The organism is Streptomyces sp. NPDC058664 (assembly GCF_042716635.1).
Classification (GTDB): Bacteria; Actinomycetota; Actinomycetes; order Streptomycetales; family Streptomycetaceae; genus Streptomyces.
The window spans coordinates 115856-142186 of sequence record NZ_JBHXRW010000002.1; the positions used below are offsets into that span (position 1 = coordinate 115856).

Annotated in this window: 24 protein-coding genes; 10 read left to right on the plus strand and 14 right to left on the minus strand. The window is 72.0% G+C overall.

Annotation, left to right across the window (positions count from 1 at the left end):
* Positions 1-82: 82 nt before the first annotated feature.
* From hisF to hisD, 8 genes are read right to left on the minus strand one after another with little or no spacing between them, the layout of a single operon-like run.
* Positions 83-838: an imidazole glycerol phosphate synthase subunit HisF gene (hisF, locus tag ACFWUY_RS02235; protein ID WP_384101044.1), complete on the minus strand. Its 756-nt coding sequence runs from the start codon at positions 836-838 to the stop codon at positions 83-85.
* On the minus strand, positions 835-1233 hold the full coding sequence (locus ACFWUY_RS02240) for a RidA family protein (RefSeq protein ID WP_384101046.1): 399 nt from the start codon (positions 1231-1233) through the stop codon (positions 835-837). The genes hisF and ACFWUY_RS02240 overlap by 4 nt, the downstream gene beginning before the upstream one ends.
* Complete coding sequence (priA, locus tag ACFWUY_RS02245; RefSeq protein WP_384101048.1) at positions 1230-1964, minus strand: bifunctional 1-(5-phosphoribosyl)-5-((5-phosphoribosylamino)methylideneamino)imidazole-4-carboxamide isomerase/phosphoribosylanthranilate isomerase PriA; 735 nt, start codon at positions 1962-1964, stop codon at positions 1230-1232. Before priA ends, ACFWUY_RS02240 begins: the two co-directional genes overlap by 4 nt.
* Before the next feature lie 2 nt (positions 1965-1966).
* Positions 1967-2611, minus strand: coding sequence for an imidazole glycerol phosphate synthase subunit HisH (gene hisH, locus ACFWUY_RS02250; RefSeq protein ID WP_384101401.1), 645 nt, complete (start codon positions 2609-2611; stop codon positions 1967-1969).
* A gap of 2 nt (positions 2612-2613) precedes the next feature.
* Positions 2614-2778, minus strand: coding sequence for a hypothetical protein (locus tag ACFWUY_RS02255; RefSeq protein WP_384101050.1), 165 nt, complete (start codon positions 2776-2778; stop codon positions 2614-2616).
* A 2-nt stretch (positions 2779-2780) separates the two neighbouring features.
* Positions 2781-3374, minus strand: a complete 594-nt coding sequence (hisB, locus tag ACFWUY_RS02260) for an imidazoleglycerol-phosphate dehydratase HisB (RefSeq protein WP_030211590.1) — start codon at positions 3372-3374, stop codon at positions 2781-2783.
* Positions 3371-4477 (minus strand): histidinol-phosphate transaminase, encoded by a 1107-nt coding sequence (locus ACFWUY_RS02265; protein WP_384101052.1) that lies wholly within the window; start codon positions 4475-4477, stop codon positions 3371-3373. Before ACFWUY_RS02265 ends, hisB begins: the two co-directional genes overlap by 4 nt.
* Entirely contained in the window at positions 4474-5817 is a 1344-nt protein-coding gene (gene hisD, locus ACFWUY_RS02270) for a histidinol dehydrogenase (RefSeq protein WP_384101054.1), read from the minus strand. Before hisD ends, ACFWUY_RS02265 begins: the two co-directional genes overlap by 4 nt.
* A gap of 225 nt (positions 5818-6042) precedes the next feature.
* On the opposite strand from hisD, the gene ACFWUY_RS02275 reads away from it, so the two are divergent.
* The 4 genes from ACFWUY_RS02275 (at position 6043) to ybaK (ending at position 10113) form a co-directional block, all read left to right on the plus strand.
* Complete coding sequence (locus ACFWUY_RS02275) at positions 6043-7656, plus strand: oxidoreductase (RefSeq protein WP_384101056.1); 1614 nt, start codon at positions 6043-6045, stop codon at positions 7654-7656.
* 76 nt (positions 7657-7732) lie between these two features.
* A complete protein-coding gene (locus ACFWUY_RS02280) occupies positions 7733-8812 on the plus strand; it encodes a hypothetical protein (RefSeq protein WP_384101058.1) in 1080 nt (359 codons plus the stop codon).
* A gap of 11 nt (positions 8813-8823) precedes the next feature.
* Entirely contained in the window at positions 8824-9561 is a 738-nt protein-coding gene (locus ACFWUY_RS02285; protein ID WP_384101060.1) for an LON peptidase substrate-binding domain-containing protein, read from the plus strand.
* Positions 9562-9615: 54 nt separating this feature from the next.
* Positions 9616-10113, plus strand: a complete 498-nt coding sequence (ybaK, locus tag ACFWUY_RS02290) for a Cys-tRNA(Pro) deacylase (RefSeq protein WP_384101062.1) — start codon at positions 9616-9618, stop codon at positions 10111-10113.
* 75 nt (positions 10114-10188) lie between these two features.
* Here the strand turns inward: ybaK and ACFWUY_RS02295 are convergent, their stop codons facing one another.
* The 4 genes from ACFWUY_RS02295 to ACFWUY_RS02310 all read right to left on the minus strand — a co-directional run bounded on the left by ACFWUY_RS02295 (position 10189) and on the right by ACFWUY_RS02310 (position 14242).
* The gene (locus tag ACFWUY_RS02295) at positions 10189-10830 is read right to left on the minus strand and encodes a DUF2567 domain-containing protein (RefSeq protein ID WP_384101064.1); all 642 of its coding nucleotides are present in this window, start codon (positions 10828-10830) and stop codon (positions 10189-10191) included.
* A 34-nt stretch (positions 10831-10864) separates the two neighbouring features.
* Positions 10865-11689: an ABC transporter permease gene (locus ACFWUY_RS02300; RefSeq protein WP_384101066.1), complete on the minus strand. Its 825-nt coding sequence runs from the start codon at positions 11687-11689 to the stop codon at positions 10865-10867.
* Positions 11690-11828: 139 nt separating this feature from the next.
* Positions 11829-12809 (minus strand): ABC transporter ATP-binding protein, encoded by a 981-nt coding sequence (locus ACFWUY_RS02305; RefSeq protein ID WP_384101068.1) that lies wholly within the window; start codon positions 12807-12809, stop codon positions 11829-11831.
* A gap of 11 nt (positions 12810-12820) precedes the next feature.
* Positions 12821-14242: an NYN domain-containing protein gene (locus ACFWUY_RS02310; protein WP_384101070.1), complete on the minus strand. Its 1422-nt coding sequence runs from the start codon at positions 14240-14242 to the stop codon at positions 12821-12823.
* Positions 14243-14457: 215 nt separating this feature from the next.
* Between ACFWUY_RS02310 and ACFWUY_RS02315 the strand changes: the two genes are divergently transcribed.
* Complete coding sequence (locus tag ACFWUY_RS02315; RefSeq protein ID WP_384101072.1) at positions 14458-14631, plus strand: hypothetical protein; 174 nt, start codon at positions 14458-14460, stop codon at positions 14629-14631.
* Positions 14632-14702: 71 nt separating this feature from the next.
* Here the strand turns inward: ACFWUY_RS02315 and dnaE are convergent, their stop codons facing one another.
* Positions 14703-18242, minus strand: a complete 3540-nt coding sequence (gene dnaE, locus ACFWUY_RS02320) for a DNA polymerase III subunit alpha (RefSeq protein WP_384101074.1) — start codon at positions 18240-18242, stop codon at positions 14703-14705.
* Between the two features lie 177 nt (positions 18243-18419).
* Between dnaE and ACFWUY_RS02325 the strand changes: the two genes are divergently transcribed.
* The 3 genes from ACFWUY_RS02325 (at position 18420) to ACFWUY_RS02335 (ending at position 21428) form a co-directional block, all read left to right on the plus strand.
* Positions 18420-19754: a DUF2252 domain-containing protein gene (locus ACFWUY_RS02325; protein ID WP_384101076.1), complete on the plus strand. Its 1335-nt coding sequence runs from the start codon at positions 18420-18422 to the stop codon at positions 19752-19754.
* A 75-nt stretch (positions 19755-19829) separates the two neighbouring features.
* Entirely contained in the window at positions 19830-20516 is a 687-nt protein-coding gene (locus ACFWUY_RS02330) for a hypothetical protein (RefSeq protein ID WP_384101403.1), read from the plus strand.
* A gap of 96 nt (positions 20517-20612) precedes the next feature.
* Positions 20613-21428, plus strand: a complete 816-nt coding sequence (locus ACFWUY_RS02335) for a DsbA family protein (protein WP_384101078.1) — start codon at positions 20613-20615, stop codon at positions 21426-21428.
* Positions 21429-21504: 76 nt separating this feature from the next.
* Here the strand turns inward: ACFWUY_RS02335 and ACFWUY_RS02340 are convergent, their stop codons facing one another.
* Complete coding sequence (locus tag ACFWUY_RS02340; protein WP_384101080.1) at positions 21505-23028, minus strand: PQQ-binding-like beta-propeller repeat protein; 1524 nt, start codon at positions 23026-23028, stop codon at positions 21505-21507.
* 190 nt (positions 23029-23218) lie between these two features.
* Here ACFWUY_RS02340 and ACFWUY_RS02345 point away from each other — a divergent pair, with 190 nt between their 5' ends.
* Together ACFWUY_RS02345 and ACFWUY_RS02350 are read left to right on the plus strand one after the other, a co-directional pair.
* The gene (locus tag ACFWUY_RS02345; RefSeq protein WP_384101082.1) at positions 23219-24868 is read left to right on the plus strand and encodes an alkaline phosphatase D family protein; all 1650 of its coding nucleotides are present in this window, start codon (positions 23219-23221) and stop codon (positions 24866-24868) included.
* Between the two features lie 359 nt (positions 24869-25227).
* The gene (locus tag ACFWUY_RS02350) at positions 25228-26199 is read left to right on the plus strand and encodes a zinc metalloprotease (RefSeq protein WP_384101084.1); all 972 of its coding nucleotides are present in this window, start codon (positions 25228-25230) and stop codon (positions 26197-26199) included.
* Positions 26200-26331: the final 132 nt, after the last annotated feature.

The window sequence follows — 26331 nt, forward strand, 5'->3', positions numbered from 1 at the left end:
TGCGCAACGAACTTTGCACAAATAATCCTGTGCGTCTCGGGAAAGGAAGAGGGCCCCCGGAGGGGCCCTCACGCGCGCGTGCTCAGCGGACCGGCCGGCCCGCCTCCCGCAGCGCGTCCTTGACCTGCGAGATCCGCAGGTCACCGAAGTGGAAGACGGAGGCCGCGAGCACCGCGTCCGCGCCCGCCGCCACGGCCGGCGGGAAGTCGGAGAGCTTCCCGGCGCCGCCGGAGGCGATCACCGGCACCGTGACGTGCTTGCGCACGGCCGCGATCATCTCGGTGTCGTAGCCGTCCTTCGTCCCGTCCGCGTCCATCGAGTTGAGCAGGATCTCCCCCGCGCCGAGCTCGGCGGCCCGGTGGGCCCACTCGACGGCGTCGATGCCGGTGCCCTTGCGGCCGCCGTGCGTCGTCACCTCGAAGGAACCCGACGCGGTGCGCCGGGCGTCGACCGACAGGACGAGCACCTGGCGGCCGAAGCGCTCGGCGATCTCCTGGATCAGCTCGGGGCGCTCGATGGCGGCGGTGTTGACACCCACCTTGTCGGCACCGGCCCGCAGCAGCTTGTCGACGTCCTCCGCCGACCGGACGCCGCCGCCGACCGTGAGCGGGATGAAGACCTGTTCGGCGGTGCGGCGCACCACGTCGTAGGTGGTCTCCCGGTTGCCGGAGGAGGCGGTGATGTCGAGGAAGGTCAGCTCGTCGGCGCCCTCGGCGTCGTACAGCTTGGCCATCTCGACGGGGTCGCCGGCGTCCCGCAGGTTCTGGAAGTTGACGCCCTTGACGACCCGGCCGTTGTCGACGTCCAGGCAGGGGATGACACGTACCGCGAGGCTCACGCGTCCTCACCCCGGTACGCCTCGACCTCGACCTCGACGACCAGGCTGGGGTCGACGAAGCCGGAGACGATGATCATGGAGGCGGCGGGGCGGACGGCGTCGAACAGCTCCTTGTGGGCGCGGCCGACCTCGTCCACGTCCCGGGCGTGGGTGATGTACATCCGGGTGCGCACGACGTGCTCCGGGCCCATGTCCAGCTGCTTCAGCGCCGCGAAGGCCACGTTGAAGGAGTTCATCGCCTGCTCGTAGGGGCCTCCGCCGGCGATCTGGCCGCCGACCACCGACGTACAGCCGGAGACGAGGACCAGCCCGTTCGGCAGCTGCACCGCGCGGGAGTAGCCGAACTGGTCCTCCCAGGGGGTGCCGGTCACCACCTTGCGGAGCTCGGAGGTCACGGCTTCACCGCCGCGAGCGCCTCTTCCAGGGTGAACGCCTCGGCGTACAGCGCCTTGCCGACGATCGCGCCCTCCACGCCCAGCGGGACCAGGCCGGACAGGGCCCGCAGGTCGTCCAGGGAGGAGACGCCGCCGGAGGCGACGACGGGCTTGTCGGTGACCGCGCAGACGTTCTTCAGGAGCTCCAGGTTGGGGCCCTGGAGGGTGCCGTCCTTGGCGATGTCGGTCACGACGTACCGGGAGCAGCCCTCGGAGTCGAGGCGGGCCAGCGTCTCGTAGAGGTCGCCGCCGTCGCGGGTCCAGCCGCGTCCGCGCAGGGTGGTGCCGCGTACGTCGAGGCCGACGGCGATCTTGTCGCCGTACTCGGCGATGACCTTGGCGACCCACTCGGGGGTCTCCAGGGCGGCGGTGCCGAGGTTGACGCGGGTGCAGCCGGTGGCGAGGGCGGCGGCGAGCGAGGCGTCGTCGCGGATGCCGCCGGAGAGCTCGACCTTGATGTCCATGGCCCTGGCGACCTCGGCGATCAGCTCCCGGTTGTCACCGGTGCCGAAGGCGGCGTCGAGGTCGACCAGGTGCAGCCACTCCGCGCCGGAGTTCTGCCAGGCGAGGGCCGCTTCGAGGGGGGAGCCGTAGGAGGTCTCGGTGCCCGACTCGCCGTGCACGAGGCGGACGGCCTGGCCGTCGCGGACGTCGACGGCGGGGAGGAGTTCGAGCACGCTTCCGGTCGACACAGTCACAGGGTTCCGATCCAGTTGGTGAGGAGCTGGGCGCCGGCGTCGCCGGACTTCTCGGGGTGGAACTGGGTGGCCCACAGGGCGCCGTTCTCGACGGCCGCGACGAAGGGCTCGCCGTGGGTGGCCCAGGTCACCTTGGGGGCGCGGATGTTCTTGTTGCCGACCTCCAGGGTCCACTCGCGCACGGCGTAGGAGTGCACGAAGTAGTACCGGGCGTCGGCGTCGAGGCCCGCGAACAGCTCGGTGTCCTCGGGCGCGTCGACCGTGTTCCAGCCCATGTGGGGGACGACGGGCGCGTTCAACGGCTCGACCGTACCGGGCCACTCGTCGAGGCCCTCGCTCTCCACGCCGTGCTCGATGCCGTGCGCGAAGAGGATCTGCATGCCGACGCAGATGCCCATGACCGGGCGGCCGCCGGAGAGCCGGCGGCCGATGATCCAGTCGCCGCGGGCCTCCTTGAGGCCGCGCATGCAGGCGGAGAAGGCGCCGACGCCGGGGACGAGGAGCCCGTCCGCGTTCATCGCCTTCTCGTAGTCGCGGGTGACCTCGACGTCGGCGCCCACGCGGGCGAGCGCGCGCTCGGCGGAGCGGATGTTGCCGAAGCCGTAGTCGAAGACGACGACCTTCTTCGGAGCAGTGCTCATGGTCACGCCCACACGCTCAGTCGGAGGACGCCGGCCGCGAGACACATCGCCGCGCCGATGGAGAGCAGCACGATGAGGGCCTTGGGCATCTGCTGCTTGGCGAAGGAGTAGATGCCGCCGAGCAGGAAGAGCCCGACGACGATGAGGATGGTGGAGAGGCCGTTCACGACTAGAGGGCGCCCTTCGTGGAGGGGAGGATGCCGGCGGCGCGCACGTCACGCTCGGAGGCGTAGCGGAGGGCGCGGGCCAGGGCCTTGAACTGGCACTCCACGATGTGGTGGGCGTTGCGCCCGTACGGGACGTGGACGTGCAGCGCGATCTGGGCCTGGGCGACGAAGGACTCCAGGATGTGCCGGGTCATCGTCGTGTCGTACGAGCCGATCATCGGCGCCATGTTCTCGGGCTCGGTGTGCACGAGGTACGGGCGGCCCGAGAGGTCGACGGTCACCTGGGCGAGCGACTCGTCGAGCGGGACGGTGCAGTTGCCGAAGCGGTAGATGCCGACCTTGTCGCCGAGGGCCTGCTTGAAGGCGGCGCCGAGGGCGAGGGCGGTGTCCTCGATGGTGTGGTGCGAGTCGATGTGCAGGTCGCCGTCGGTCTTGACGGTCAGGTCGAACAGACCGTGCCTGCCGAGCTGGTCGAGCATGTGGTCGTAGAAGCCGACCCCGGTCGACACGTCGACCTTTCCGGTGCCGTCGAGGTCGATCTCGACGACGACGGAGGTCTCCTTGGTGGTGCGCTCAACGCGGCCTACGCGGCTCATCGCTCCTGCTCCTTCATCAATTCACGAACCGCGTCGAGGAACGCGTCGTTCTCTTCGGGGGTGCCCGCGGTGACCCGCAGCCATCCCGGTACGCCGTTGTCCCGGACCAGGACGCCCCGGTCGAGGATCCGCCGCCAGGCCGCGTGCGTGTCGGTGAACTTCCCGAACTGCACGAAGTTGGCGTCCGAGTCGGTGACCTCGCAGCCGATGGCCCGCAGCTCGGTGACGAGCCGGTCGCGCTCGGCCTTGAGCTGTTCGACGTACCCGAGCAGGGTGTCGGTGTGCTCGAGGGCGGCGAGCGCGGTCGCCTGGGTGACGGCGGAGAGGTGGTACGGCAGGCGGACCAGCTGGACGGCGTCGACCACGGCCGGGTGGGCGGCGAGGTAGCCGAGGCGCAGTCCGGCGGCGCCGAAGGCCTTGGACATGGTCCGGGAGACCACCAGGTTCGGGCGGCCCTCGATGAGGGGCAGCAGCGAGTCCCGGTGGCTGAACTCCACGTACGCCTCGTCGACGACCACCATCGAGGGCTTGGCCGCCTGGGCCGCCTCGTACAGGGCGAGGACGGTGTCGGCCGCGACGGCGGTGCCGGTGGGGTTGTTGGGGGAGGTGATGAAGACGACGTCGGGCCGGTGCTCGGCGATCGCCTTCTCCGCCGCCGCCACGTCGATGGTGAAGTCCTCGTTGCGCGGCCCGGAGATCCAGCCGGTGCCGGTGCCGCGGGCGATCAGGGCGTGCATCGAGTACGAGGGCTCGAAGCCGATCGCGGTACGGCCGGGGCCGCCGAAGGTCTGGAGCAGCTGCTGGAGGACCTCGTTGGAGCCGTTGGCCGCCCACACGTTCTCGACGGCGACCGGGTGCTTGCCGGTGCGGGTCAGGTAGCGGGCGAGCTCGGTGCGGAGCTCGACCGCGTCCCGGTCGGGGTAGCGGTTGAGGCCGCGGGCGGCCTCGGCGACCCGTTCCGCGATCCGGGCCACCAGGGGCTCGGGGAGCGGGTAGGGGTTCTCGTTGGTGTTCAGCTGGACGGGGACGTCGAGCTGGGGCGCGCCGTAGGGGGACTTGCCGCGCAGCTCGTCGCGGACGGGGAGATCGTCGATTCCGGTCACTTGGTCTCCGGCACCTTCCATCCGAACCTTGCCTTGATCGCCGCGCCGTGGGCCGGGAGGTCCTCGGCCTCGGCGAGGGTCACCACGTGGTGGGCGACGTCGGCGAGCGCGTCCCGCGTGTAGTCCACGATGTGCACGCCGCGCAGGAAGGACTGCACGGAGAGGCCCGAGGAGTGGCAGGCGCAGCCGCCGGTGGGCAGGACGTGGTTGGAGCCGGCGCAGTAGTCGCCGAGCGAGACGGGGGCCCAGGGGCCGACGAAGATCGCACCCGCGTTGCGGACGCGGTCGGCGACGGCGGCGGCGTCGGCGGTCTGGATCTCCAGGTGCTCGGCGCCGTACGCGTCGACGACCTTGAGTCCGTCGGCGAGGTCGCGGACGAGGACGATCGCGGACTGGCGGCCGGCGAGGGCGGGGACGATCCGGTCGTCGACGTGCTTGGAGGCGGCGACCTGGGTCTTCAGCTCGGCCTCGGTGGCGGCGGCCAGCTCGTCCGAGTCGGTGACGAGGACGGACGCGGCCATCGGGTCGTGCTCGGCCTGGCTGATGAGGTCGGCGGCGACGTGCACGGGGTCGGCGGTGGAGTCCGCGAGGATCGCGATCTCGGTGGGGCCGGCCTCGGCGTCGATGCCGATGCGGCCCTTGAGGAGGCGCTTGGCGGCGGCGACGTAGATGTTGCCGGGGCCGGTCACCAGGTTGACGGGGGCGCAGCCGGGCTCGTCGGCGGTGCCTTCCGTGCCGTACGCGAACATGGCGACGGCCTGGGCGCCGCCGGCGGCGTACACCTCGTCGACGCCGAGCAGGGCGCAGGCGGCGAGGATCGTGGGGTGCGGCAGTCCGCCGAACTCCTTCTGCGGCGGCGAGGAGACGGCCAGGCCCTCGACGCCGGCCTCCTGGGCCGGGACGACGTTCATCACGACGGAGGACGGGTAGACGGCGCGGCCGCCCGGCACGTACAGGCCGACGCGGTCGACCGGGATCCACTTCTCGGTGACCGTGCCGCCGGGAACGACCTGGGTGGTGTGGGTGGTGCGGCGCTGTTCCCGGTGGACCATGCGGGCGCGCCGGATGGACTCCTCGAGGGCGGCGCGGACGGCCGGATCGAGTTCGTCGAGGGCGCGGCTGATCGCCTCGGCGGGGACGCGCAGGCTCGGGACGCGGACGCCGTCGAACCTCTCCCCGTAGTCGATCACCGCTGCGGCGCCATGATGCCGGACGTCCTCGCAGATCGGCCGCACCTTCTCCAGGGCGGCTTCCACGTCGAACTCGGCACGGGGCAGCAGGTCGCGCAGGGCGGAACCCTCGGGGAGGGCCTCGCCGCGCAGATCGATTCGAGAGATCACGGGTCAATTCTCGCAGACGGCCCGGAACGCCGGTCGTCCGTATCACCAGCTGATACATGCCAATCACTGACTGATACACGTCACACTGGCGTCTTGTCGCCACTCCTGACCGTTAGCGTTCAGCCCGTCACGCAGCGGGAAGAACGGCTGTACGAATCCGCGGAGCCCCCGGGAAGGGCGTCGCGGAATCGTGGGAACGGATCGTGGAAAGCGAGGGGGGCGGCAGTGACCGAGCCGCACGAGGACGGGATGCCGGACGGTCTCACGGGCCCGGAGCGGGCCGTGTGGCGGGCGTTCCGCATCGGCAGGACGTGTGATCTGACGGAGGGGATCGCGGAGCGGGACGACCCCTTCGGGGGCTGGGAGTGGGGGGAGGAGCGGAGCGTCCGCGCCGACGTGGTGGCGCTGCTGCTGCTCGCGGGACCGACGGCCTGGTCCGGGCGGGTGGCCGCGCTGAAGCTGCGCGGGGTGCGGATCACGGGCGTGCTCGACCTGGCGGGCGGCACGGTAGGGCCGTACGTCGAGCTGCACGGCTGCCGGTTCGACAGCGAGGTGGTGGTGCCCGAGGCCCGCTTCGGCACGCTGCGGATGGTCGGGTGCGCGCTGCCGCGCCTGGAGGCCGCCCGGCTGCACACCGAGGGGGACCTGCACCTTCCGCGCTGCCGGGTGAGACACGGCATCCGGCTCACCGACGCGCAGATCGGCACGGACCTGCTCGTCAACCAGATCCAGGTGTGGCCGGACCGGCGGGGCCGGGCCATCACCGCGGACGGTCTCGTGGTCGCCCAGGACCTCCAGGCGGAGCTGATCGAGACGTACGGGGAGCTGAGCCTGCGCGGGGCGAAGATCGGCGTCTCGCTCAGCCTGCGGGGCAGCGTGCTGCGCGGCGCGCAGGGCCGCCGCGCGCTCAACGCCCCTCAGCTGACGGTGGAGCGCTCGCTCTATCTGAACGCGGCCTGGGTGTACGAGGAGTCCGGGGACGCCGGCTCCGCCGGCGGCTCGACGGCCACCCCGCCGTACGGGGTGACGCCCGCCCAGGGCGCCCGCCGCAAACCGGTGGAGTTCCACGGCGGGGTGCGGCTCGACGACGGCCGGTTCGGTGACGCGGTGGATCTCCATTACGCCCGGTTCCTGCTCGACGGGGGCCGCCGGGAGGAGGTCTCGCTGCGCCGGATAGTCACCCCGGAGCTGAGGTTCAACGGGGAGCGCCCCGAGGAGGGCCGTGTCGTGCTCAACGGCGCCAAGGTCGTCACGCTGATCGACCTGTCGACCAGCTGGCCGGGCCCAGGCGGGCTCGCGATGGGCGGCTTCGCCTACGAGAACCTCGTGCCGTACGGACACTTCCCGCTGGCCCGGCGCCTGGAGTGGGTGGCGGCGGCGACCCCGGAGTACGCCCCCGAGCCGTACGAGCGGCTCGCGACGGTCCTGCGCAACAGCGGGGAGGACGCCGACGCCCGCGTGGTGCTGCTCGCCAAGCAGCGGCGCAGACGGGAGACCCTGCCGGTGGCGGGCAAGCTCTGGGGGTACCTCCAGGACTGGACCGTGGCGTACGGCTACCGGCCGGGGCGGGCGGCGCTGTGGATGGCGGTCCTGTGGGCGGCGGGCACGGTGGCGTTCTCCCGTTACCGCCCGATACCGCTGAAGGCGGAGGAGGCGCCCGCCTGGAACGGTCCGCTGTACGCCCTCGACCTGCTGATCCCGGTGATCAACCTCGGCCAGGACGGCTACTGGCGGCTCGAAGGCGCCTGGCAGTGGGCGGCGGCGGTGCTGATCCTGCTCGGCTGGATCCTGGCGACGACGGTGGCGGCGGGCGCGACCCGGCTCCTGAGCAGGGGCTGAGGCGGCGGAGGTTTGGTGTACGGGGTGTGAGGCGGGCTGCCGTGGCGGGGGGAGCCGGGAGAGAATACGTCGCACCATGTCCTTGCTCCGTGTCCTGATCGGCGCCGCCCGCTCGGCCCGGCACGCCCCGCGACTCGCCGCCGGGTTCGTCCCGGACGACGACGTGCTGCTCGACGCCCCGGACGAGCGGCTCGCGCCCGCCCTGGTCGCCGCCGCCCTCGCCGATCCGGAGCCCGCCGCGAAACTGCTCGCCACCACCAGGGACGCCGGCGAGTGGGAGGACCGCGACCGGTACGTCACCCGGCTCGCCACCTTCGCGTACCACCGGGGCGACTGGCTGACCCGTTGGCTCTCCGCCGCGCCCGGCGACCCCGACGCCCTGCTCGTCGGGGCGCAGCTCGCCGTCCGCAAGGCCTGGGAGTCCCCCGCGCGGGCCGAGCGGCTGCGCGAGCTGGGCCCGCTGGTCCGGGCGGCCGCCGAGACGGCTCCGCGCGACCCGGTGCCGTGGCGGCTCGCCCTGGACCACGCGCGCGGGGCGCACGCCGGGCACGCCGTCTTCGAGTCGCTCTGGGAGCAGGCCGTGCGCCGCTCCCCGCACCACTACGGCTCTCACGTCGCGGCCCTCAAGTACCTCTCCGCGCAGTGGTACGGCTCGCACCGCGCCGCCTTCGACTTCGCCGAGCAGGCGGCCGACGACGCCGCCCCGGACTCGCTGGTGCGGGCGTTGCCGGTCCGTGCCGCCTACGACCGACTCCGGGTGCGGACGCACCGGGACCCGTCCGTGCCGGAGACGCGGATCGACCGGGCGGTGAACCGCGCCCTCGCCCTGTCGGCGGCCTTCCCCACCGGCGACCCGTGGCCGGCGGAGGTCCGCAACCTGCTCGCGTACGTGCTGGTCGAGCGCGCGCGGTGGGAGGAGGCGGGGGAGGAGTTCGGCCGGATCGGTGTCCACGCGACCTCGTTCCCGTGGGGGGCCGCGCGGGGTGCCGTACGGGAGGATCCTCCCCCGAGCTCTCGGCTTCGCTCGGGCAGGGGGGACCCCCTCCTCCGGTTCCTCGCCGCGCGGGACCTGGTCCGGGGCGAGCTGGCCCGCCGGACGCCCCTGTGGGACACCGGACGTGGACGGGCCGGACGGGGCGGGTCCGGCGGCCATTAGGCTTGACCGCTGTGACCACCGCTCGCCTGCCTCTGTTTCCGCTCAACACGGTGTTGTTCCCGGGCCTCGTGCTGCCGCTGAACGTCTTCGAGGAGCGTTATCGCGCCATGATGCGCGAGCTGCTCACGATCGACGACTCGGAGCCGCGCCGCTTCGCCGTCGTCGCCATCCGCGACGGCCGCGAGGTCGCGCCGACCGCTCCCGGCCTGCCGGACCAGACGGCGCTGCCGGAGAAGGGCCCGGCCGCGGGCTTCGGGTCCGACCCCATCCAGTCCTTCCACCGGGTCGGCTGCATCGCCGACGCGGCGTCGATCCGGGAGCGCTCGGACGGCAGCTTCGAGGTGATGGCGACCGGGACGACCCGGGTGAAGCTGCTCTCGGTCGACGCGAGCGGGCCGTTCCTGGTGGCCGAGATCGAGGAGCTCCCGGAGGAGCGGGGCGAGGAGGCCGGCCCCCTCTCCGAAGGGGTGCTACGGGCCTTCCGCAACTACCAGAAGCGGCTCGCGGGAGCGCGGGAGCGTTCGCTGACGACGAGCGAGCTGCCGGACGACCCCTCGGTGGTGTCGTACCTGGTGGCGGCGGCGGCGGTGCTCGACACCCCGTCGAAGCAGCGGCTGCTCCAGGCCCCGGACACGGCGACCCGGCTGCGCGAGGAGCTGACGCTGCTGCGCGCGGAGACGGCGGTGCTGCGGCATCTGCCGTCGCTGCCGGTGGTGGACCTGACGCAGACCCCGACGTACCCGAACTGACCCGGCCCCGGCCGGCACCGACCCGGCCGGCCCGGGTCGAGGAAGAGCGAGCGCGTGGCGAAGAAGCAGAAGAAGAACGGCGGGGGCACCCCGGCGACGGTGGCCCTGACGGCGGCCGGCACCGCGTTCACCCTGCACGCGTACGAGCACGACCCGGCCTCCCCCTCGTACGGCGAGGAGGCGGCGGAGGCCCTCGGCGTCTCCCCCGACCGCGTCTTCAAGACGCTGGTGGCGGACGTCGACGGCGAGCTGACGGTCGCGGTGGTCCCGGTGGCGGGCCAGCTCGACCTGAAGGCGCTGGCCTCGGCGGTCGGCGGCAAGCGCGCGGCGATGGCGGACCCGGCGGCGGCGGAGCGCACCACGGGCTACGTCCGCGGCGGCATCTCCCCGCTCGGCCAGCGCAAGCGGCTGCGCACGGTCCTCGACGCCTCGGCCTCGGACCACGCGTCGATCTGCGTCTCGGCGGGCCGGCGCGGCCTCGAGGTGGAGCTCTCCCCCACGGATCTGGCCGCCCTCACGGCCGCGGTCGTGGCCCCGATCGGCCGCGCCTGACGGTCGTCCTCCCGGCGGCCGCCGGGAGGACGACCGCCGGGACGGCCCGTCAGCGCGGGCTGTCAGCGCGGGCTGTCAGCGCGGGCTGGGGCCCTGGTCGTACGCCTTCGGCTGGTCCCACGGCTCCGGTTCGGGGTCGCGGGGGCCGAAGAGGGCCGTGAGCGCCAGGTGCGTGACCATCGCGGCGAGCGGCCAGGCCAGCATCGCCGCGGCCGCCAGGTTCAGTTCGAGCGGTGCCTCGAAGACGACGTCGGGGCCGACCTCCTTCGCGTGGGCGACGACGTTCCGGGTCGGGCCGAAGTACGTCCCGAGGCCCCAGGCGAGCAGCGAGCCCAGCACGCCGCCGAGCGCGAGTCCGAGCACCAGCGGGACGCCGCCCTTGCGGCGCAGCAGGAAGACGACGAGGCCGGCGACCGCCCCGAAGGCCAGCGCGAGGAGCACGAACGTACCGTCCGCGCCGATCGCCGACTCCCCCTCGGAGTTCCGGAGGTAGACCCCCTCGCCGTCCGAGATGAGCAGGACGCGCGGGGCCAGGTTCAGCCACAGCACCCCGAGCAGCGCCCCCGCGACCGCCGAGACGAGGGTCACCAGCACGCCCTGCACGACCTCGGCCGCCGTGATGGGATCCCCCGCCGGGCCGGGCATCGGCAGGGACGGCGGCGGCCGGTCGGGGTCGTGCGGCTGCGGCTGGTGAGGCGGAGTCAGAGGTGCGGTCACCCCGCCATCGTGCCAGGTGTGCCCGTGTCCCGCCTCAGCGGACGGCGGCCCGCCGGTACGCCCAGGTGGCGACCACGAGGGAGACCACGCCGACCACCCCGCAGACGGTGAGGTCGAGGGCGACGGCCGCCCAGTCGGGGCGCGGGCCGAAGGTACGGGCCAGGGCCTCCACGCCGTACGTCGACGGCAGCAGGTCCCGTGCCCAGCCGATGGGCTCCGGCAGCCGCTCCGCCGGGAGGACGCCGAGGAGCAGCGCCGCCGACATGCCGAGCTGACCGAGGAGGGTGGCCAGTTCCTGACGGGGCGCGAGGAGTCCGAGGGCGGCGCCGAGCCCGGCGAGCGCCGCGCCTGCGAGCGGGACGACGGCGGCGAGGATCCAGAGGTGGCCAAGCGGCAGCCCGAAGAGCACGGAGCCGACGACGGCGGTGACGGCGGTGCCGGGCACGGTGAAGGAGGCGTACGCCCCGGCCGCGCCGAGCACGACTGCGGCGGGCGGCACGGGCAGGGTGGCGTAGTGGTCGAGGCCGCCGGTCGCCCGCAGCTGCCCGAAGTACTGGGCGAGCAGGTTGAGCGCGACGAAGGCGACGACGAGGACGGTGGAGCCGGCCACGACGGCGCGTGCCTCGGAGCCGCCGTCGACGACCCCGCGCATCAGGACCATGATCCCGATGGACTGGAAGGTGGCCACGAAGAGGAGCGGGATCCGGGCGACCCGGGCGCGGGAGAGCTGCGCGCGGTAGACGGCGGCCATGGCCGGAAGCAGCCGGGCTCGTGGGGCGAGGGGCGCCGCGGCGTCCTCGTCGTCGGCCCGGGCGGAAAGCGCGCCGGTCGGCAGGACCTCGGCGGGCACGGTGCTCACTGCGTACAGCTCCTGACGGTCACGTGCGGGACGCGGAGGCCTCGGGGATACGGGCGGGCGGGGAGCGCCCGGGGAGCGTGGGACGCCCAGGGATCGGGGAGCGCCCGGGGGTCGGAGAGCGCCCGGAGGTCGTGGAGGGTCACGCCTTCACCAGTCCCTCGGTCGCTCCGCCCAGCGCCAGGTACACGTCCTCCAGGCTGGGCGTCGCCAGGGTGAAGTCGTCGAGTGCGGCGAAGGCGGCCCCGCCGGTGACGGTGGCGACGGCCGCGCGGGCCGCGTCGGGGGCGAGCCGGAGATGCCAGCGCCGCCCCGTCTCCTGGGCGAGTCCGCGCAGCGCGGCGACCTCGGGCAGGTGGAGGGGCGCCGACTCGCGCCACACCAGCTCGACGCGGACCTCGCCCGCGACGCGTTCCTTGAGTCCGGCGGGGGTGTCGCAGGCGATGACCCTGCCGTGTTCCAGGACGGCGACCCGGTCGAGGACGGTCTCGGCCTCGATGACGTTGTGGGTGACGAGCAGCACGGTGGTGCCGTGTTCGGCGCGCCGCCGGTCGACGGCCGCCCAGACGGCGCGGCGGGCGACGGGGTCCATGCCGGTGGTGGGTTCGTCGAGGACGAGGACGGGGCGCCGGCCGACGAGCGCGGCGGCGAAGCAGGCGAGCCGTCGCTGTCCGCCGGAGAGCTTCCTGAGGGGCCGGGAGGCGAGCTCGCCGAGGCCGAGTTCCGCGAGGACGGCGTCGCGCTCGGCGCGTGCGTCGCGGGCGGTGAGGCCGCGCAGCCGTCCGGTGGTCTCGGCGGCGAGGGCGACGGTCAGCTCGTCGAGGGCGGTGGACTCCTGGCCGAGGTACGCGAGGAGCCGGGCGGCCCGCTCGGGGTGGCGCACGAGATCGTGGCCGAGGAGCCGGACGGTGCCGGAGTCGGGACGCATGAGTCCGGTGAGCTGGCGGACGAGGGTGGACTTGCCGGCTCCGTTGGGGCCGAGCAGGCCGAAGATCTCGCCGCCGCGCACGTCGAGGCTGATCCCGTCGGTGGCCCGCACCTCGGGTGTCGCGGGCGTGCCGCGCCTGCCGCGCGTGGCGGGGTACGTCTTGACCAGTTCCCGCACCGCGCACACCGTACTCACGGGGGAAGAGACTACGGGGTCGCCGGGCCGGCTCCGGGCGCGGGGGCGTGTTCGGTGGCGGCCCGGACGTCGATCTCGCGCCAGAATCCCGCCCGGATCGCGTACCGGTCGTGCTCGTCGATCTGGTCGTCCTTGTGGGCGAGCAGACCGAATCGCGCCGCGTAGCGGAGGAGTTCGCCGTCGATGCGGTGGGGGATGCGGGGGTAGAGGGTGGACAGCTGCTGGACGTGGCTCTGCTCGGGGAGCCGTTCCATCCACCGTCGGGCGAACACCTGTCCGACCTCGAACGGGTCGCCCCCGACGGTGGTGATGTCCTCCTCGCGGTCCGCCCAGCGCTGCTCGGCGCTGGTGAGGGTGGCGAGGGTGGGCAGGGAGGCGGTCTCGGCCGGTTCGCCGAGGGTGGGGGCGGGGCGCTCGATCCAGCCGCGGTCGGAGGACCAGCGGAGCGCGCTCGTACCCTGCGGCACGGGGCCGCCCTGGCCGGCGGAGGGTGTGCCGGGGCCGCGCAGTCCGGCCAGGTCCTTGGGGGTGGGGACGACCTTGCCGGGGGCGGGGACGGGTGCGCCGGCGCCGTGGCCGGGTTCGCCGTCGCGGACGTGACCGTTGCTTCCGGCGTGGCCGTCGTCCCGGTGGGCGTGACCGCCGCCGTGGGCGTGGCCGTCGCCGTGGGCGTGGCCGTCGCCGTTGACGCGGCCGTCACCGCGTCCGTGGCCTCGGCCGTCGGCGGTGGGGGCCTCCCCGGCGGGCCGGGTCGCGGCCGTCTCGCCGGCGGACCGTCCAGCGGAGGCCGCGAGGGCCGCCTCGGGCAGCGGCGCGGAGAGGATGGCGGCGATCTCGGGGCGCGGCGCGGGCGGCGGCGAGCAGATGCCGGTGAGGTCCTTGGGGCGGACGGCGCGGGTGATCCAGGCCCGGTCGAGGACCCGGCGTTCGTCGGCCTCGGCGACCAGGTCCTCGGACTGGTTGTAGTCGCCGTCGGCGGCCTGGACGGCCCAGAGGTGGACGGCGACGCCGTGCTCCTTGGCCGACATCAGGCCGGGCAGCAGGTCGCCGTCCCCGGTGACGAGCACGATGTCGGAGCAGGCCCTGTTCCTGGCGAGCTCGGTCAGCTCGGTGTGCATGGCCGCGTCGACGCCCTTCTGGGCCCAGCGTCCGTCGCTCCGGGTCAGCGCGCCAAGCCGGACGGTGACCCGGGGCATCACCCGCAGCCGGCGGTGCTCGGGCTGGGGCACCCGGTCGGGGGCGCCGTCGAACCAGTAGATCCGCAGGAGGGGCAGCCCGGTCTCGGCCTCGGCGCGCTGGCGCAGCTGCTGGATGAGCCCGGCGTGGTCGACGGTGATCCTGGAGCGGGTCGGTTCCCCGGCGAGGAGACTGGCGGCGGCGCCCAGCAGGTAGCCGGCGTCCACCAGGACGACGCAGCGGTCCACGTGTTCCACCCTCTTTCGGGAACCTCGGGATCGGAGTTGCTTCGGATTTCCTTCGAGTCTGCCCGAAGGCCGGGAGCTCGACGGCCGGAACTGGATCATCGGCGTGGCGGATGTCACGTTCGCGGCGACCTTACGCTCCGCAATGATCCAACATGCGACGGTTCGCGCGGTATGTGAGTCTGACAGCGGCCCTGGCCCCTAGGTCCCTTTGAGGAGGCATCCCCATGGCCAAGAACCGCAATCAGAGCCGCAGCCAGAAGCAGCAGTCGCCCGCCGAACGCGGCGCCCAGCAGGCTCAGCAGTCGTCGATGGAGTCCCAGGCCGAGCAGCGCGCGAGCCAGGTCACCCCGGGTGACATGGCACGCAAGGGCCGTCAGAAGCGCTTCGGCCACAACTGACGGTTTCCGAGTACGGCAAAGGGGCGCGCCCGTGACCACGGGCGCGCCCCTTGCGCGGGGGCCGGGAGGTGCTAGCCCGCCAGGCAGGACGGGCCGAGCAGCACCTTCAGGTCGCCGAAGAGCGCCGGGTCGGGCTGCACCCGGTGCCGGTCGAGCCGGAGCACGGTCGTCTTCCGGGGGCCCTGGAGCTTGATCCGTACCTCGGTGTTGCCCTTGTGGTGGCCGAGGATCTCGCCGAGCCGGGTGACCATCGGCGGGGTCACCTTGACGGTGGGGATGGTGAGGATCACCGGCGCGTTGGTCCCGGCGTTCGACAGGTCGGGGACCATCAGCTCCATGGCGACGAGACGGGGCACGTCCTCGCGCTTGTCGAGCCGTCCCTTGACGAAGACGACGGTGTCCTCGACGAGCTGGGTGGAGACCAGCTGGTAGGTGGCCGGGAAGAACATGCACTCGATGGAGCCGGCCAGGTCCTCGACGGTGGCGATCGCCCAGGCGTTGCCCTGCTTGGTCATCTTCCGCTGGAGGCCGGAGATGATGCCGCCGATGGTGACGACCGCGCCGTCGGAGTGCTCGCCGCCGGTGAGCTGGGAGATCGCGGCGTCCGTCTTGTCGGACAGGACGTGCTCGATGCCGAAGAGCGGGTGGTCGGAGACGTACAGGCCGAGCATCTCGCGCTCCTGGGCGAGCAGGTACGACTTCTCCCACTCGACGTCGGAGAACTCGACGTCGAGGCCGAAGCCGGGCTCGTCGGTCGCCTCGTCGCCCATGCCGCCGAAGAGGTCGAACTGTCCCTCGGCCTCCTTGCGCTTGACCGCGACCACGTTGTCGATCATGGGTTCGTGGTGGGCGACCAGGCCCTTGCGGGTGTGGCCCATCTCGTCGAAGGCGCCGGCCTTGATCAGCGACTCGACGGTCCGCTTGTTGCAGACGACGGCCTCGACCTTGTCGAGGAAGTCCGGGAAGGAGGAGTACTTCCCCTTCGCCTTGCGCGTCTTGATGATCGACTCGACGACGTTGGTGCCGACGTTGCGGACGGCGGAGAGGCCGAAGAGGATCACGTCGTCGCCCTGGGCGGCGAAGTTCGACTCGGACTCGTTGACGTTGGGCGGCAGGACCTTGATGCCCATGCGGCGGCACTCGTTCAGGTAGACGGCCGACTTGTCCTTGTCGTCCTTGACCGAGGTGAGCAGTCCCGCCATGTACTCGGCGGGGTGGTTGGCCTTGAGGTAGGCGGTCCAGTAGGAGACCAGGCCGTACGCGGCCGAGTGGGCCTTGTTGAAGGCGTAGCCGGCGAAGGGCACCAGGACGTCCCAGAGCGCCTTGATGGCCTCGTCGCTGTAGCCGTTCTTCTTGGCGCCGGCCTGGAAGATGGTGAAGTTCTTCGCCAGCTCGTCGGGCTTCTTCTTGCCCATCACGCGGCGGAGGATGTCGGCCTCGCCGAGCGAGTAGCCGGCGATGATCTGGGCGGCCTTCTGCACCTGCTCCTGGTACACGATGAGGCCGTAGGTGACCGCGAGCACCTCTTCGAGCGGCTTCTCCAGCTCGGGGTGGATCGGGGTGATCTCCTGCTGCTTGTTCTTGCGCAGGGCGTAGTTGGTGTGCGAGTTCATGCCCATCGGGCCCGGCCGGTACAGGGCGGACACGGCGGAGATGTCTTCGAAGTTGTCGGGCTTCATCAGCCGCAGCAGCGAGCGCATGGGCCCGCCGTCGAACTGGAAGACGCCGAGGGTGTCGCCGCGCTGGAGCAGTTCGAAGGTCTTCGGGTCGTCGAGCGGCAGGGCGAGCAGGTCGAGGTCGATGCCCTTGTTGGCCTTCACCATCTTGACGGCGTCGTCCATGATGGTGAGGTTGCGCAGGCCCAGGAAGTCCATCTTGAGCAGGCCGAGCGACTCGCACTGCGGGTAGTCCCACTGCGTGATGGTGACGCCGTCGGTGTGCCGCACCCAGATCGGCGCGTGGTCGACGATCGGCTCGCTGGACATGATCACGCCGGCCGCGTGCACGCCCATCTGGCGGACCAGGCCCTCGACGCCCCGGGCGGTGTCGATGACCTTCTTGACGTCCGGCTCGTTCTCGTACATCGCGCGGATCTCGCCGGCCTCGCTGTAGCGGGGGTGCGAGGGGTCGGTGATGCCGTTGAGGTCGATGCCCTTGCCGAGGACGTCGGCGGGCATGGCCTTGGTGAGCCGGTCGCCCATGGCGTACGGGTAGCCGAGGACGCGCGCGGAGTCCTTGATCGCGTTCTTCGCCTTGATCTTGCCGTACGTGCCGATCATGGCGACCTTGTCGGAGCCGTACTTCTCGGTCACGTAGCGGATCACCTCGACGCGCCGGCGCTCGTCGAAGTCGATGTCGACATCGGGCATCGAGATGCGCTCGGGGTTGAGGAAGCGCTCGAAGATCAGGCCGTGCGGGATGGGGTCGAGGTCGGTGATGCCCATGGCGTACGCGACGATCGAGCCGGCCGCGGAGCCTCGGCCGGGGCCGACGGCGATGCCCTGCTTCTTCGCCCACATGATGAAGTCGGCGACGACGAGGAAGTAGCCGGGGAAGCCCATCGAGATGATGGTGTCCATCTCGTACTCGACCTGCTTCATGCGGTCCTCGGGGATCCCGTTCGGGAACCGGCGGTGCATGCCCCGCATGGTCTCCTCGCGGAACCAGCTGACCTCGGTGTACCCCTCCGGGATGTCGAACTTCGGCATGAGGTTCTTCTCGACGAACATGCCGTCGGTGCTGACCTGCTCGGCGACCAGGAGGGTGTTGCGGCAGCCCTCCTGCCAGGCGTCCGAGGAGTCCACGGCGTACATCTCGTCCGTGGACTTCAGGTAGTAGCCGGTGCCGTCGAACTTGAACCGGTCCGGGTCGGAGAGGTTCTTGCCGGTCTGGATGCAGAGCAGGGCGTCGTGGGCGGTGGCCTCGTGCGCGTAGGTGTAGTGCGAGTCGTTGGTGACCAGGGGCGGGATGCCGAGCTTCTTGCCGATCTCCAGGAGCCCGTCGCGGACGCGGCGCTCGATCTCGATGCCGTGGTCCATCAGCTCCAGGAAGTACCGCTCCTTGCCGAAGATGTCCTGGTACTCGGAGGCCGACTTGAGGGCCTCGTCGAACTGGCCGAGGCGGAGCCGGGTCTGCAGCTCGCCGGAGGGGCAGCCGGTGGAGGCGATGAGCCCCTCCGACCACTTCGAGATGGTCTCCTTGTCCATCCGGGGCCACTTCTGCAGCCAGCCCTCGGCGTACGCGTCGGAGGAGAGCTTGAAGAGGTTGTGCAGTCCGGTGGCGTTCGCCGCCCAGATCGTCTTGTGGGTGTAGCCACCGGAACCGGAGACGTCGTCCCGCTTCTGGTGCGGCTGGCCCCACTGGATCTTCCGCTTGTTGCGCCGGGACTCGGGGGCGACGTACGCCTCGATGCCGATGATCGGCGTCACCCCGGCCTTCTTCGCCGAGTGGAAGAAGTCGTACGCCCCGTGCAGGTTGCCGTGGTCGGACATGGCGATATGGGTCATGCCCATCTCGTTGCACGCGTTGAACATGTCCTTGAGCCGCGCGGCACCGTCCAGCAGCGAGTACTGGGTGTGGACGTGGAGGTGCGTGAAGGGCGGCTTGGTCACGGCGAGGGGTCTCCGTAGCGGTCACAGGGGTGGCTGGGGGGACCGTGGAAGTCTACGTCGGGCGAATGACGGTCGAGGGGCACTCACCGCTAGGGTCGCGCGTTGAGAGGCAAGGAACACCTGTCCCAATTGTCGCGCTCAGTCTTCCCGCACGCCCGGTTCCAGGAGGCACCTTCGATGTCGGTCCCGCAGCCCACCGCCGCCGAGCGCGGTGAGCACATCCTCGCCGTCTTCGACACCGCCTTCGGCGAGCTCCTCGCCGCCGACCCCGCGGCCTTCCGCGTCAAGTTCCGGAAGATGGCCGGCTCCGCCTTCGCCTTCTACCGGGGCACCGCCTGCCTCTTCTACGCCGACCTGGAGAAGGAGGCCCACGGCGGCCCCTACCTGGACGAGCGCACCGGCCGGGTCTGGATCCACGGCGATCTGCACGCCGAGAACTTCGGCACCTACATGGACGCCAACGGCCGGCTGATCTTCAACGTGAACGACTTCGACGAGGCGTACGTGGGCCCCTTCACCTGGGACCTCAAGCGGCTCGCCGCCTCCCTGGCCCTCCTCGGGTACGCGAAGGCGCTCGGCGACGGCCAGATCACCGACCTCGTGCGGATCTACGCCGCCGCCTACCGGGAGCGGATCCACGCGCTCGCCACCGGCGCCGAGGGCGACTACGCGTCGGAGCTCTCCTCCTTCACCCTGGAGACCTCCGACGGGGCGCTGCTCGGCGCCCTGCGCGAGGCGCGCTCGCTGACCCGCTTCGGGCTGCTCGACTCGATGACGGAGATCCGCGACTCCGAGCGCCGCTTCTCCGCGGGCGGCGGCGCGATCGAGCTGGACGCGGCCACCCGCTACAAGGTCCTCGCCGCCTTCGACGGCTATCTGGAGACCCTGCCGGAGTCCAGCCTGGCCCGCCCCGACTCGTACCGGGTCAAGGACGTCGTCGGGCGGCGCGGCATCGGCATCGGCTCGGCCGGCCTCCCCTCGTACAACATCCTGCTCGAGGGCAACAGCGACGCCCTGGAGAACGACGTCGTGATCTACCTGAAGCAGGCGCAGACCCCGGCGGTCTCCCGCCACGTGACGGACGCGGCGGTACGGGAGTACTTCCGGCACGAGGGCCACCGCACCGTGATCTCGCAGCGGGCGCTCCAGGCGCACGCGGACCCCTGGCTCGGCTGGACCGAGCTCGACGGGGCCGGGCAGCTGGTCGCGGAGGTCTCGCCGTACGCGGTGGACCTGGACTGGTCGGACATCGACGACCTGGAAGAGATCGCCGCGACCGTCGCGGACCTGGGCCGGGCGACGGCGACCATGCACGCGGCGGCGGACGACTCCAGCGGCCACTCGCTGGTGCCGTTCTCGACCGAGCGGGCCATCGACGCGGCGATCGCCGCCGACGAGGAGGGTTTCGCGGACCTCCTGGTGGACTTCGCGCACGACTACGGGGCACGCGCGCGGGCCGACCACCAGATCTTCGTGGACCTCTTCCGCAACGGCCGGATCCCGGGACTCTGAGGGTGGGGCCGGTGAGGCTTCGCACAGCTTTCCCTTAGCGACTCCTTACGGCCCGGCATGGCACACTCCACGACGATGGACATGGCAGGGACGCAGCTGAGAGCGCTGCGGGCGGCGTTCTTCACGGCGGTGGTCGTGACGCTGTCCGTGGCGTCCCACGTGCTGCTCTCGCGCGTGCCGCTGCCGCTCGGCACGGTCGTGCCCGTCGCCGTCGGCGTCTTCGCCGTGGCGTACGCGCTGGCCGGCCGCGAACGCGGGCTCGGCCCGATCGCCGGGCTCCTCGTCCCGCTGGAACTGGCCGCCGACACGCTCTTCACCAGCGGTCAGGCGGTCTGTTACGGCGCCGCCGGCGGCCCGGTCGCCGGTTCGCTGCGCACGGTGGGCGTGGAGGTCTTCTGCGGCGGCGCCGTGGGCGCCCCGCTGCCCGGTGTGGCGGGCGCCGGGAGCGGCACCGCGGCCGCCCTGCTCGACTCCCCCGACCCGGCGCTGCCGTGGCTGCTGCTCCTCGCCCATGTGGGCGTCGGTCTTTCGGCCGCGGTCTGGCTGCGCGGCGGCGAGCGGGCGCTCGCCCGGCTGCTCACCGCGGCCGCGGCCGCCGCTTTCCGGCCGCTGCTGCTCGTGGCGGCCTTCTTCGGTACGGTCGGTCCGGCGCCGCGGCGCGCCGAGCCGACCGTGGGACGGCCCCGGCCCTCCCGTACCCGGCTCCTCACGCACTCCGTGGGGCGGCGGGGACCGCCGTGCCCGGCCTTCGCCCTCGTCTGAGCGGCACAGGCCCACCGGCACGCAGCCCCTTCCCCTTCCGGTCCCGGCACGGACCCTTCCGGTCCCGGCGGACCCCACCTCACGGAGATCACGATCATGAGTGCACGCAATTCCCAGGCCAACAAGGCAGCCGCCCGCGAGCGGCTGCGCGTCGAGCGCGAGCGTCAGGCGAAGAAGGACCGGGCGCGCCGGCAGGTCGTCGTCGGCGTCTCGGCCGTGGCCGTACTGGCCGCCGCCGGCGGCATCGGCTACGCCGTGGTGCAGTCCAACAAGCCCTCCGCGTGGGAGGCCGCGGCGAAGGCGACGACCGTGACGGCCCCGAAGAACACCTCGGGCACGAACGGCACGACCGTCGTCGTCGGCGAGGCCTCCGCGAAGAAGACCCTGGAGCTGTACGAGGACTCGCGCTGCCCGGTCTGCGCGACCTTCGAGCAGTCCGTGGGCGCCACGGTCGAGAAGGACGTGGCGGCCGGCAAGTACAAGGTCAAGTACGTCGGTGCCACCTTCATCGACGACGCCGCCACGGGCGAGGGCTCGAAGAACGCCCTCTCGGCGCTCGGCGCGGCCCTGGACGTGAGCCCCGAGGCCTTCCTGAAGTACAAGTCGGCGCTCTACTCGACGAAGTTCCACCCGGAGGAGAACGACGACAAGTTCGCCAAGGACTCCTACCTCCTGGAGGTGGCGGACTCCGTACCGGCCCTCAAGGGCAACGCGGCGTTCAGGAAGAACGTCGAGGACGGCACCTTCGACGCGTGGGCGATGAAGATGTCGAAGGCCTTCGACGCCAGCGGGGTGACGGGCACCCCGACCCTGAAGATGGACGGCAAGCCGGTGACGGTGGCGGGCAGCGACAACCCGCCGATGACGGCGACCGAGTTCACCACGGCGATCGACGCGGCCCTCAAGGGCTGACCGCGGCCGTCCTCCCCTTCGCTCCCCTGGTCCGCGCCTCTCCGACGGATCAGGGAGCGACGGGCGAAGCGACGGATCAGGGAGCGAAGGAGAGCATGCGGGGCTCGTTCCGGGTGTCGTCGCCGTCCAGGTTCGCGGGTGTGAGGACGAGCCGGTCGCCCACGTAGGCGTTCTCCCCGACGACCCCCACTCCGAACTCGACCCTCGCGGTGGACGCGGGGAGCTTCAGCACGTCCTTGATCGTGCCGACGCCGCCCGGGCCGACCCGGAAGACCCGCCCGGGCTTGCCGCCCGTGCTCACCTCGTAGACGAACCCGGTCCTCCCCGGTCCGACGCGCAGGGGGAAGTAGCCGTACGAGGGCGTGTCCGACTTCACGCCCCAGACCAGCTTTCCGGTACCGAGGTCATAGGCGCCGACACGGTCGGTGCCGCCCAGGACGACGAGCCCTCCGCCGACGACGGCCTCCCGGCACGCCTGGGCGTCGCCGGAGGTGTCCACCGAGTCCCCGCAGTGCTCGAAGCCCTTCCCCCGGGGGTCGATGGTCCTGCGGGCCCGGCCGTCGGGCCCGAGGGCGACGACCCGCCAGTCGTCGGCGTGCGTCTCCCGGCCCGCGGTGGTGATCACGACCGGGTCGACGGAGAGCACCTGGCCGACCCTCCGGCCCGGCTCCGTCCGGAAGCGCCACCGGACCTTGCCCGTGGCCGGGTCGATCTCCCGGACCTGGTGGTACGACTTCTCCGTCAAGGAGATCGCGCAGACGGCGAGCACCAGGAGCCGGCTGCCGCCCGCCACCCGGCCGGGATGGCACTTCCCTGGGTTCTCCATGGGGATGTCGTACAGCTTCCTTCCGTCGGCGACCCGGTACGCGGCGGCCTTCATGCTGTAAACGAACGCGACGGTGCCGCCGCCGATCGCGCTGTCCACCATGATCGTGTCGTCCCCCGCGCCCGTCTCGGTCAGCTCCTTGTGCCAGCCCTCCTTGCCGGTGCGCAGGTCGATCATCCGGAGCTGGTTGCACCGGGCGCCGGTCCACGCCTCGACGTTCTGGAGGATGATGACGACCTTGCCGTCGGGGGTCGCGTTGACCGGGGTCTCGCAGACGGGGGTCGGGAGGGTGATGCTCCACAGCTCGGCGCCGTCGCCGAGCCGGTGGGCGACGACCTTCTTGTAGACGGCCTGGACGACGGTGTCGCCGACGATCCAGAGGTCCTCGGTCGGGATGTGCCGGCGGGGCAGGTCGGTGCGGTCGTCGACGATCCAGGCGCTCGCCTCGCCGGCCACGCGCTTGCGTGCGATCTCCTCGTTGGTCGGGATCCGGGAGGGCTTCGGCGCGGGGCGGGCGGTCGCCGTCGGCGGTGCCGTCGTGGTGGGCGGGGTTCCGCGCTCCGCCCTGGCGCGGTCCGCCCCGTCGCGCTCACCGAGGACGTACCCGCCGGTGCCGACGAGCAGCAGCAGGGCGAGGCCCGCGGCGACCAGCGGCCACCGGCGGCGGTGCGGGCGGGGTGGTGGCGGGCCGTATCCCCCGGGGGCGTACGGGTTGTCCGGCACGGGCCAGGACGGCGGACGGTGCCTGTACCAGGGCTCGTTCGACTGCGACATCCGGTTCCCCCTGCGACGGTGCGAGCGGCCCCTCCGAACTGCCTTCCGGAAAGGCCTCCTGATCCCGGGTCAGGTTAGCGACCACCCAGGACACCCGCCCGCGGCCGGGGTGCGACCGGTGGGCGACGGGCCGGCGAACTTCCGGATATCGCCTGCCCTTCGACCATACCCGCCAGTAATCTGACCGACCGTGACCAGTCGAATCCTTTCTTCTTCCCCCAGCCGGCGCACGGTCGTCAAGGCCGCCGCCGCCACCGCCGCCACCGTGCCCGCCCTCCTGGGCGCGGCCTCCGCGGCCCACGCGGTCTCCGGGGCGACCGCGTTCCTGCACGGCGTCGCCTCCGGCGACCCGCTGCCCGACGGCGTCCTGCTCTGGACGCGCGTCACCCCCACTCCCGAGGCCATACCCGGCTCCGGCCTCGGCGCCGACGTCCGGGTCGGCTGGGAGCTCGCCGAGGACCGGGGCTTCACCCGGATCGTGGCCTCCGGTACGACCACGGCGACCGCGGCGTCCGACCACACGGTGAAGGCGGACGTCCGGGGGCTGCGCCCGGCCACCTCCTACTGGTTCCGCTTCACCGCGGACTCCGCCGTCTCCCCCGCCGCCCGCACCCGTACCGCGCCGGCCGTCGACGCCGCCGCGCCCGGTGTGCGGTTCGGCGTGGTCTCCTGCTCGAACTTGGAGGCCGGCCACTTCTCCGCGTACCGCCATCTCGCCGCCCGCGCCGACCTGGACGCGGTCCTCCATCTCGGCGACTACCTCTACGAGTACGGCAGCGGCACCTACCCGGAGGAGAAGTACACGGTCCGCCGGCACGAGCCGCGCCACGAGATCGTCTCGCTGGCCGACTACCGCACCCGGCACGGCCACTACAAGACGGACCCGGACCTCCAGGCGCTGCACGCGGCCCATCCGGTCATCGCCATCTGGGACGACCACGAGTTCGCCAACGACGCCTGGGCGGGCGGGGCCGAGAACCACACCCCCGGCGCCGAGGGCGAGTGGGCGGCCCGGGTGGCCGCCGCCAAGCAGGCGTACTTCGAGTGGATGCCGGTCCGCGCCTCCACGGAGGGCACGGTCTACCGCCGCCTCCGCTTCGGCAGGCTGGCCGATCTGCACCTGCTCGACCTGCGCTCCTTCCGCTCGGCCCCGGCGAAGACGGGCAGCGGCACGGTCGACGACCCGGAGCGGAGCGTCACGGGCCGCGCCCAGCTGGACTGGCTGAAGTCGGGTCTCGCGGACTCGGACGCGACCTGGCAGCTGGTCGGCACCTCGGTGATGATCTCGCCGGTCGCCTTCGGCGCCCTGCCCGCCCACCTCCTGGAACCGCTCGCCGGGCTGATGGGTCTGCCGAAGGAGGGGCTCGCGGTCAACGTCGACCAGTGGGACGGGTACACGGACGACCGGAGGGAACTGCTCGCGCACCTGACCTCGCGGGCCGTCCGCAACACGGTCTTCCTGACCGGCGACATCCACATGGCCTGGGCCAACGACGTTCCGGTGAAGGCGGCGACGTATCCGTTCTCGGCCTCGGTCGCGACCGAGTTCGTCGTCACCTCGGTGACCTCGGACAACCTCGACGACCTGCTGCACGTGGCTCCGGGGACGCTCTCGGTGGTGGCCGCGGGCGCCGTCAAGGCGGCCAACCGGCACGTGAAGTGGGTGGACATGGACCACCACGGTTACGGCGTGCTCGACGTGACCGCCGACCGCTCGCAGATGGACTACTACACGATCTCCGACAAGGCGGATCCGGCCGCGACGACGGCCTGGGCGCGCTCCTACCGGACCCTCAGCGGCACGCAGCGCGTCGAGCGGGTGCACCAGCCCGTCCGCTGACGTTCTCCTGTTGTTCCCCTGGCGGACCATCATGGTTGATTTTCAGCCATGATCACTTCTGTTAACAGGAGCTCACATCGCTACGGCGGGTGGCCGGTTTTCGAGATCGAATCCGGACACACCACCCGCCTCCGCCACCTCGACTGTTACGTCGACGTCTCAAACTCCGGAACCGGCCCAAGATTTTCTTCCCGATGCCCCGAATTGCTCCATGAATGATTGGGCCTGATCACTTCTCAACGAGCCCTGACATGGACGCGTAATCTCCCCGCAGTGGCGAGGAAGTTCCTCCCCACCACCCCCCGCGAGGAGTCACCGTGCGTGCTCTTGTCCGTATATCGCCGCGTATGTCACGTCGTATGCTCGGCACTGCCGTGATGGCCGGAACCCTGGCCCTGGCACCCCTGTCCGCCCCGGTGGCCACCGGCGCCGCCACCACCACCCTGGCCGGCGCCTCGGCCGAGGAATGTGTCGACGGCCACGACGACCACGAGGCCCTCTCCGGCGCCCGCAAGGCGCGCGGTGCCGAGAGCCACGCCCACGAGCCCAACGAGGTCACGGCCGCCCAGGCCAAGGCCATGGACGACGACTTCAAGAAGAAGCTGTCCGCGGCCCGCGCCGAGGGCCGCCTCAGCGCCACGGCCGGCGCCGCCGCCGTGGTGAACATCCCGGTCTACTTCCACGTCATCCACTCGGGCACGACGGGCAAGCTGTCCGCCACCCAGATCAACAACCAGATGGCGGTCCTGAACGCGGCGTACGCCGGCCAGGGCACCGGCAACGTGAACTCCAACTTCCAGTTCACGCTGGCCGGAACCACCTACACGGACAACGCCTCCTGGTACAACCTGGCCTCCGGCTCCACCGCCGAGAAGGCGATGAAGCAGACCCTCCGTCAGGGCGGCGCCGGCGCGCTGAACTTCTACACCGCGAACCTGAGCGGCGGCCTCCTCGGCTGGGCGACCTTCCCGTCCTCGTACGCCTCGAACCCGTCCATGGACGGTGTCGTCGTCCTCGACTCCTCCCTGCCGGGCGGCTCGGCGGCCAACTACAACGAGGGCGATACCGCCACCCACGAGGTCGGCCACTGGATGGGCCTCTACCACACCTTCCAGGGCGGCTGCAACGGCGCCGGTGACTCCGTCGCCGACACCCCGGCCGAGAAGAGCCCCGCGTACGAGTGCCCGACCGGCCGCGACTCCTGCGCCTCCAAGGCCGGCGTGGACCCGATCCACAACTTCATGGACTACACGTACGACGCCTGCATGTACCAGTTCACCCAGGGTCAGGTGACCCGGATGAACGACTACTGGACCGCGTACCGCGCCTGATCAGGCCGGACAGCGGCGTGGGGGGGGGGGGGGGGGGCCCCCGCCCCCCGCCCCCCCCGGCGCCGCCGACCGCAAAACGACAAAAGGGCCACGCCCCCCCCCCCCCCCCCCCCCCCCCCCCCCCCCCCCCCC

Excerpts from the sequence above, each read along its gene's own strand:
- hisH (WP_384101401.1), bottom strand. The coding sequence starts at position 2,611 with ATGAGCACTGCTCCGAAGAAGGTCGTCGTCTTCGACTACGGCTTCGGC.
- hisB (WP_030211590.1), bottom strand. The coding sequence starts at position 3,374 with ATGAGCCGCGTAGGCCGCGTTGAGCGCACCACCAAGGAGACCTCCGTC.
- ACFWUY_RS02280 (WP_384101058.1), top strand. The coding sequence starts at position 7,733 with ATGTCCTTGCTCCGTGTCCTGATCGGCGCCGCCCGCTCGGCCCGGCAC.
- ACFWUY_RS02315 (WP_384101072.1), top strand. The coding sequence starts at position 14,458 with ATGGCCAAGAACCGCAATCAGAGCCGCAGCCAGAAGCAGCAGTCGCCC.
- ACFWUY_RS02325 (WP_384101076.1), top strand. The coding sequence starts at position 18,420 with ATGTCGGTCCCGCAGCCCACCGCCGCCGAGCGCGGTGAGCACATCCTC.
- ACFWUY_RS02330 (WP_384101403.1), top strand. The coding sequence starts at position 19,830 with ATGGACATGGCAGGGACGCAGCTGAGAGCGCTGCGGGCGGCGTTCTTC.
- ACFWUY_RS02335 (WP_384101078.1), top strand. The coding sequence starts at position 20,613 with ATGAGTGCACGCAATTCCCAGGCCAACAAGGCAGCCGCCCGCGAGCGG.
- ACFWUY_RS02340 (WP_384101080.1), bottom strand. The coding sequence starts at position 23,028 with ATGTCGCAGTCGAACGAGCCCTGGTACAGGCACCGTCCGCCGTCCTGG.
- ACFWUY_RS02350 (WP_384101084.1), top strand. The coding sequence starts at position 25,228 with ATGCTCGGCACTGCCGTGATGGCCGGAACCCTGGCCCTGGCACCCCTG.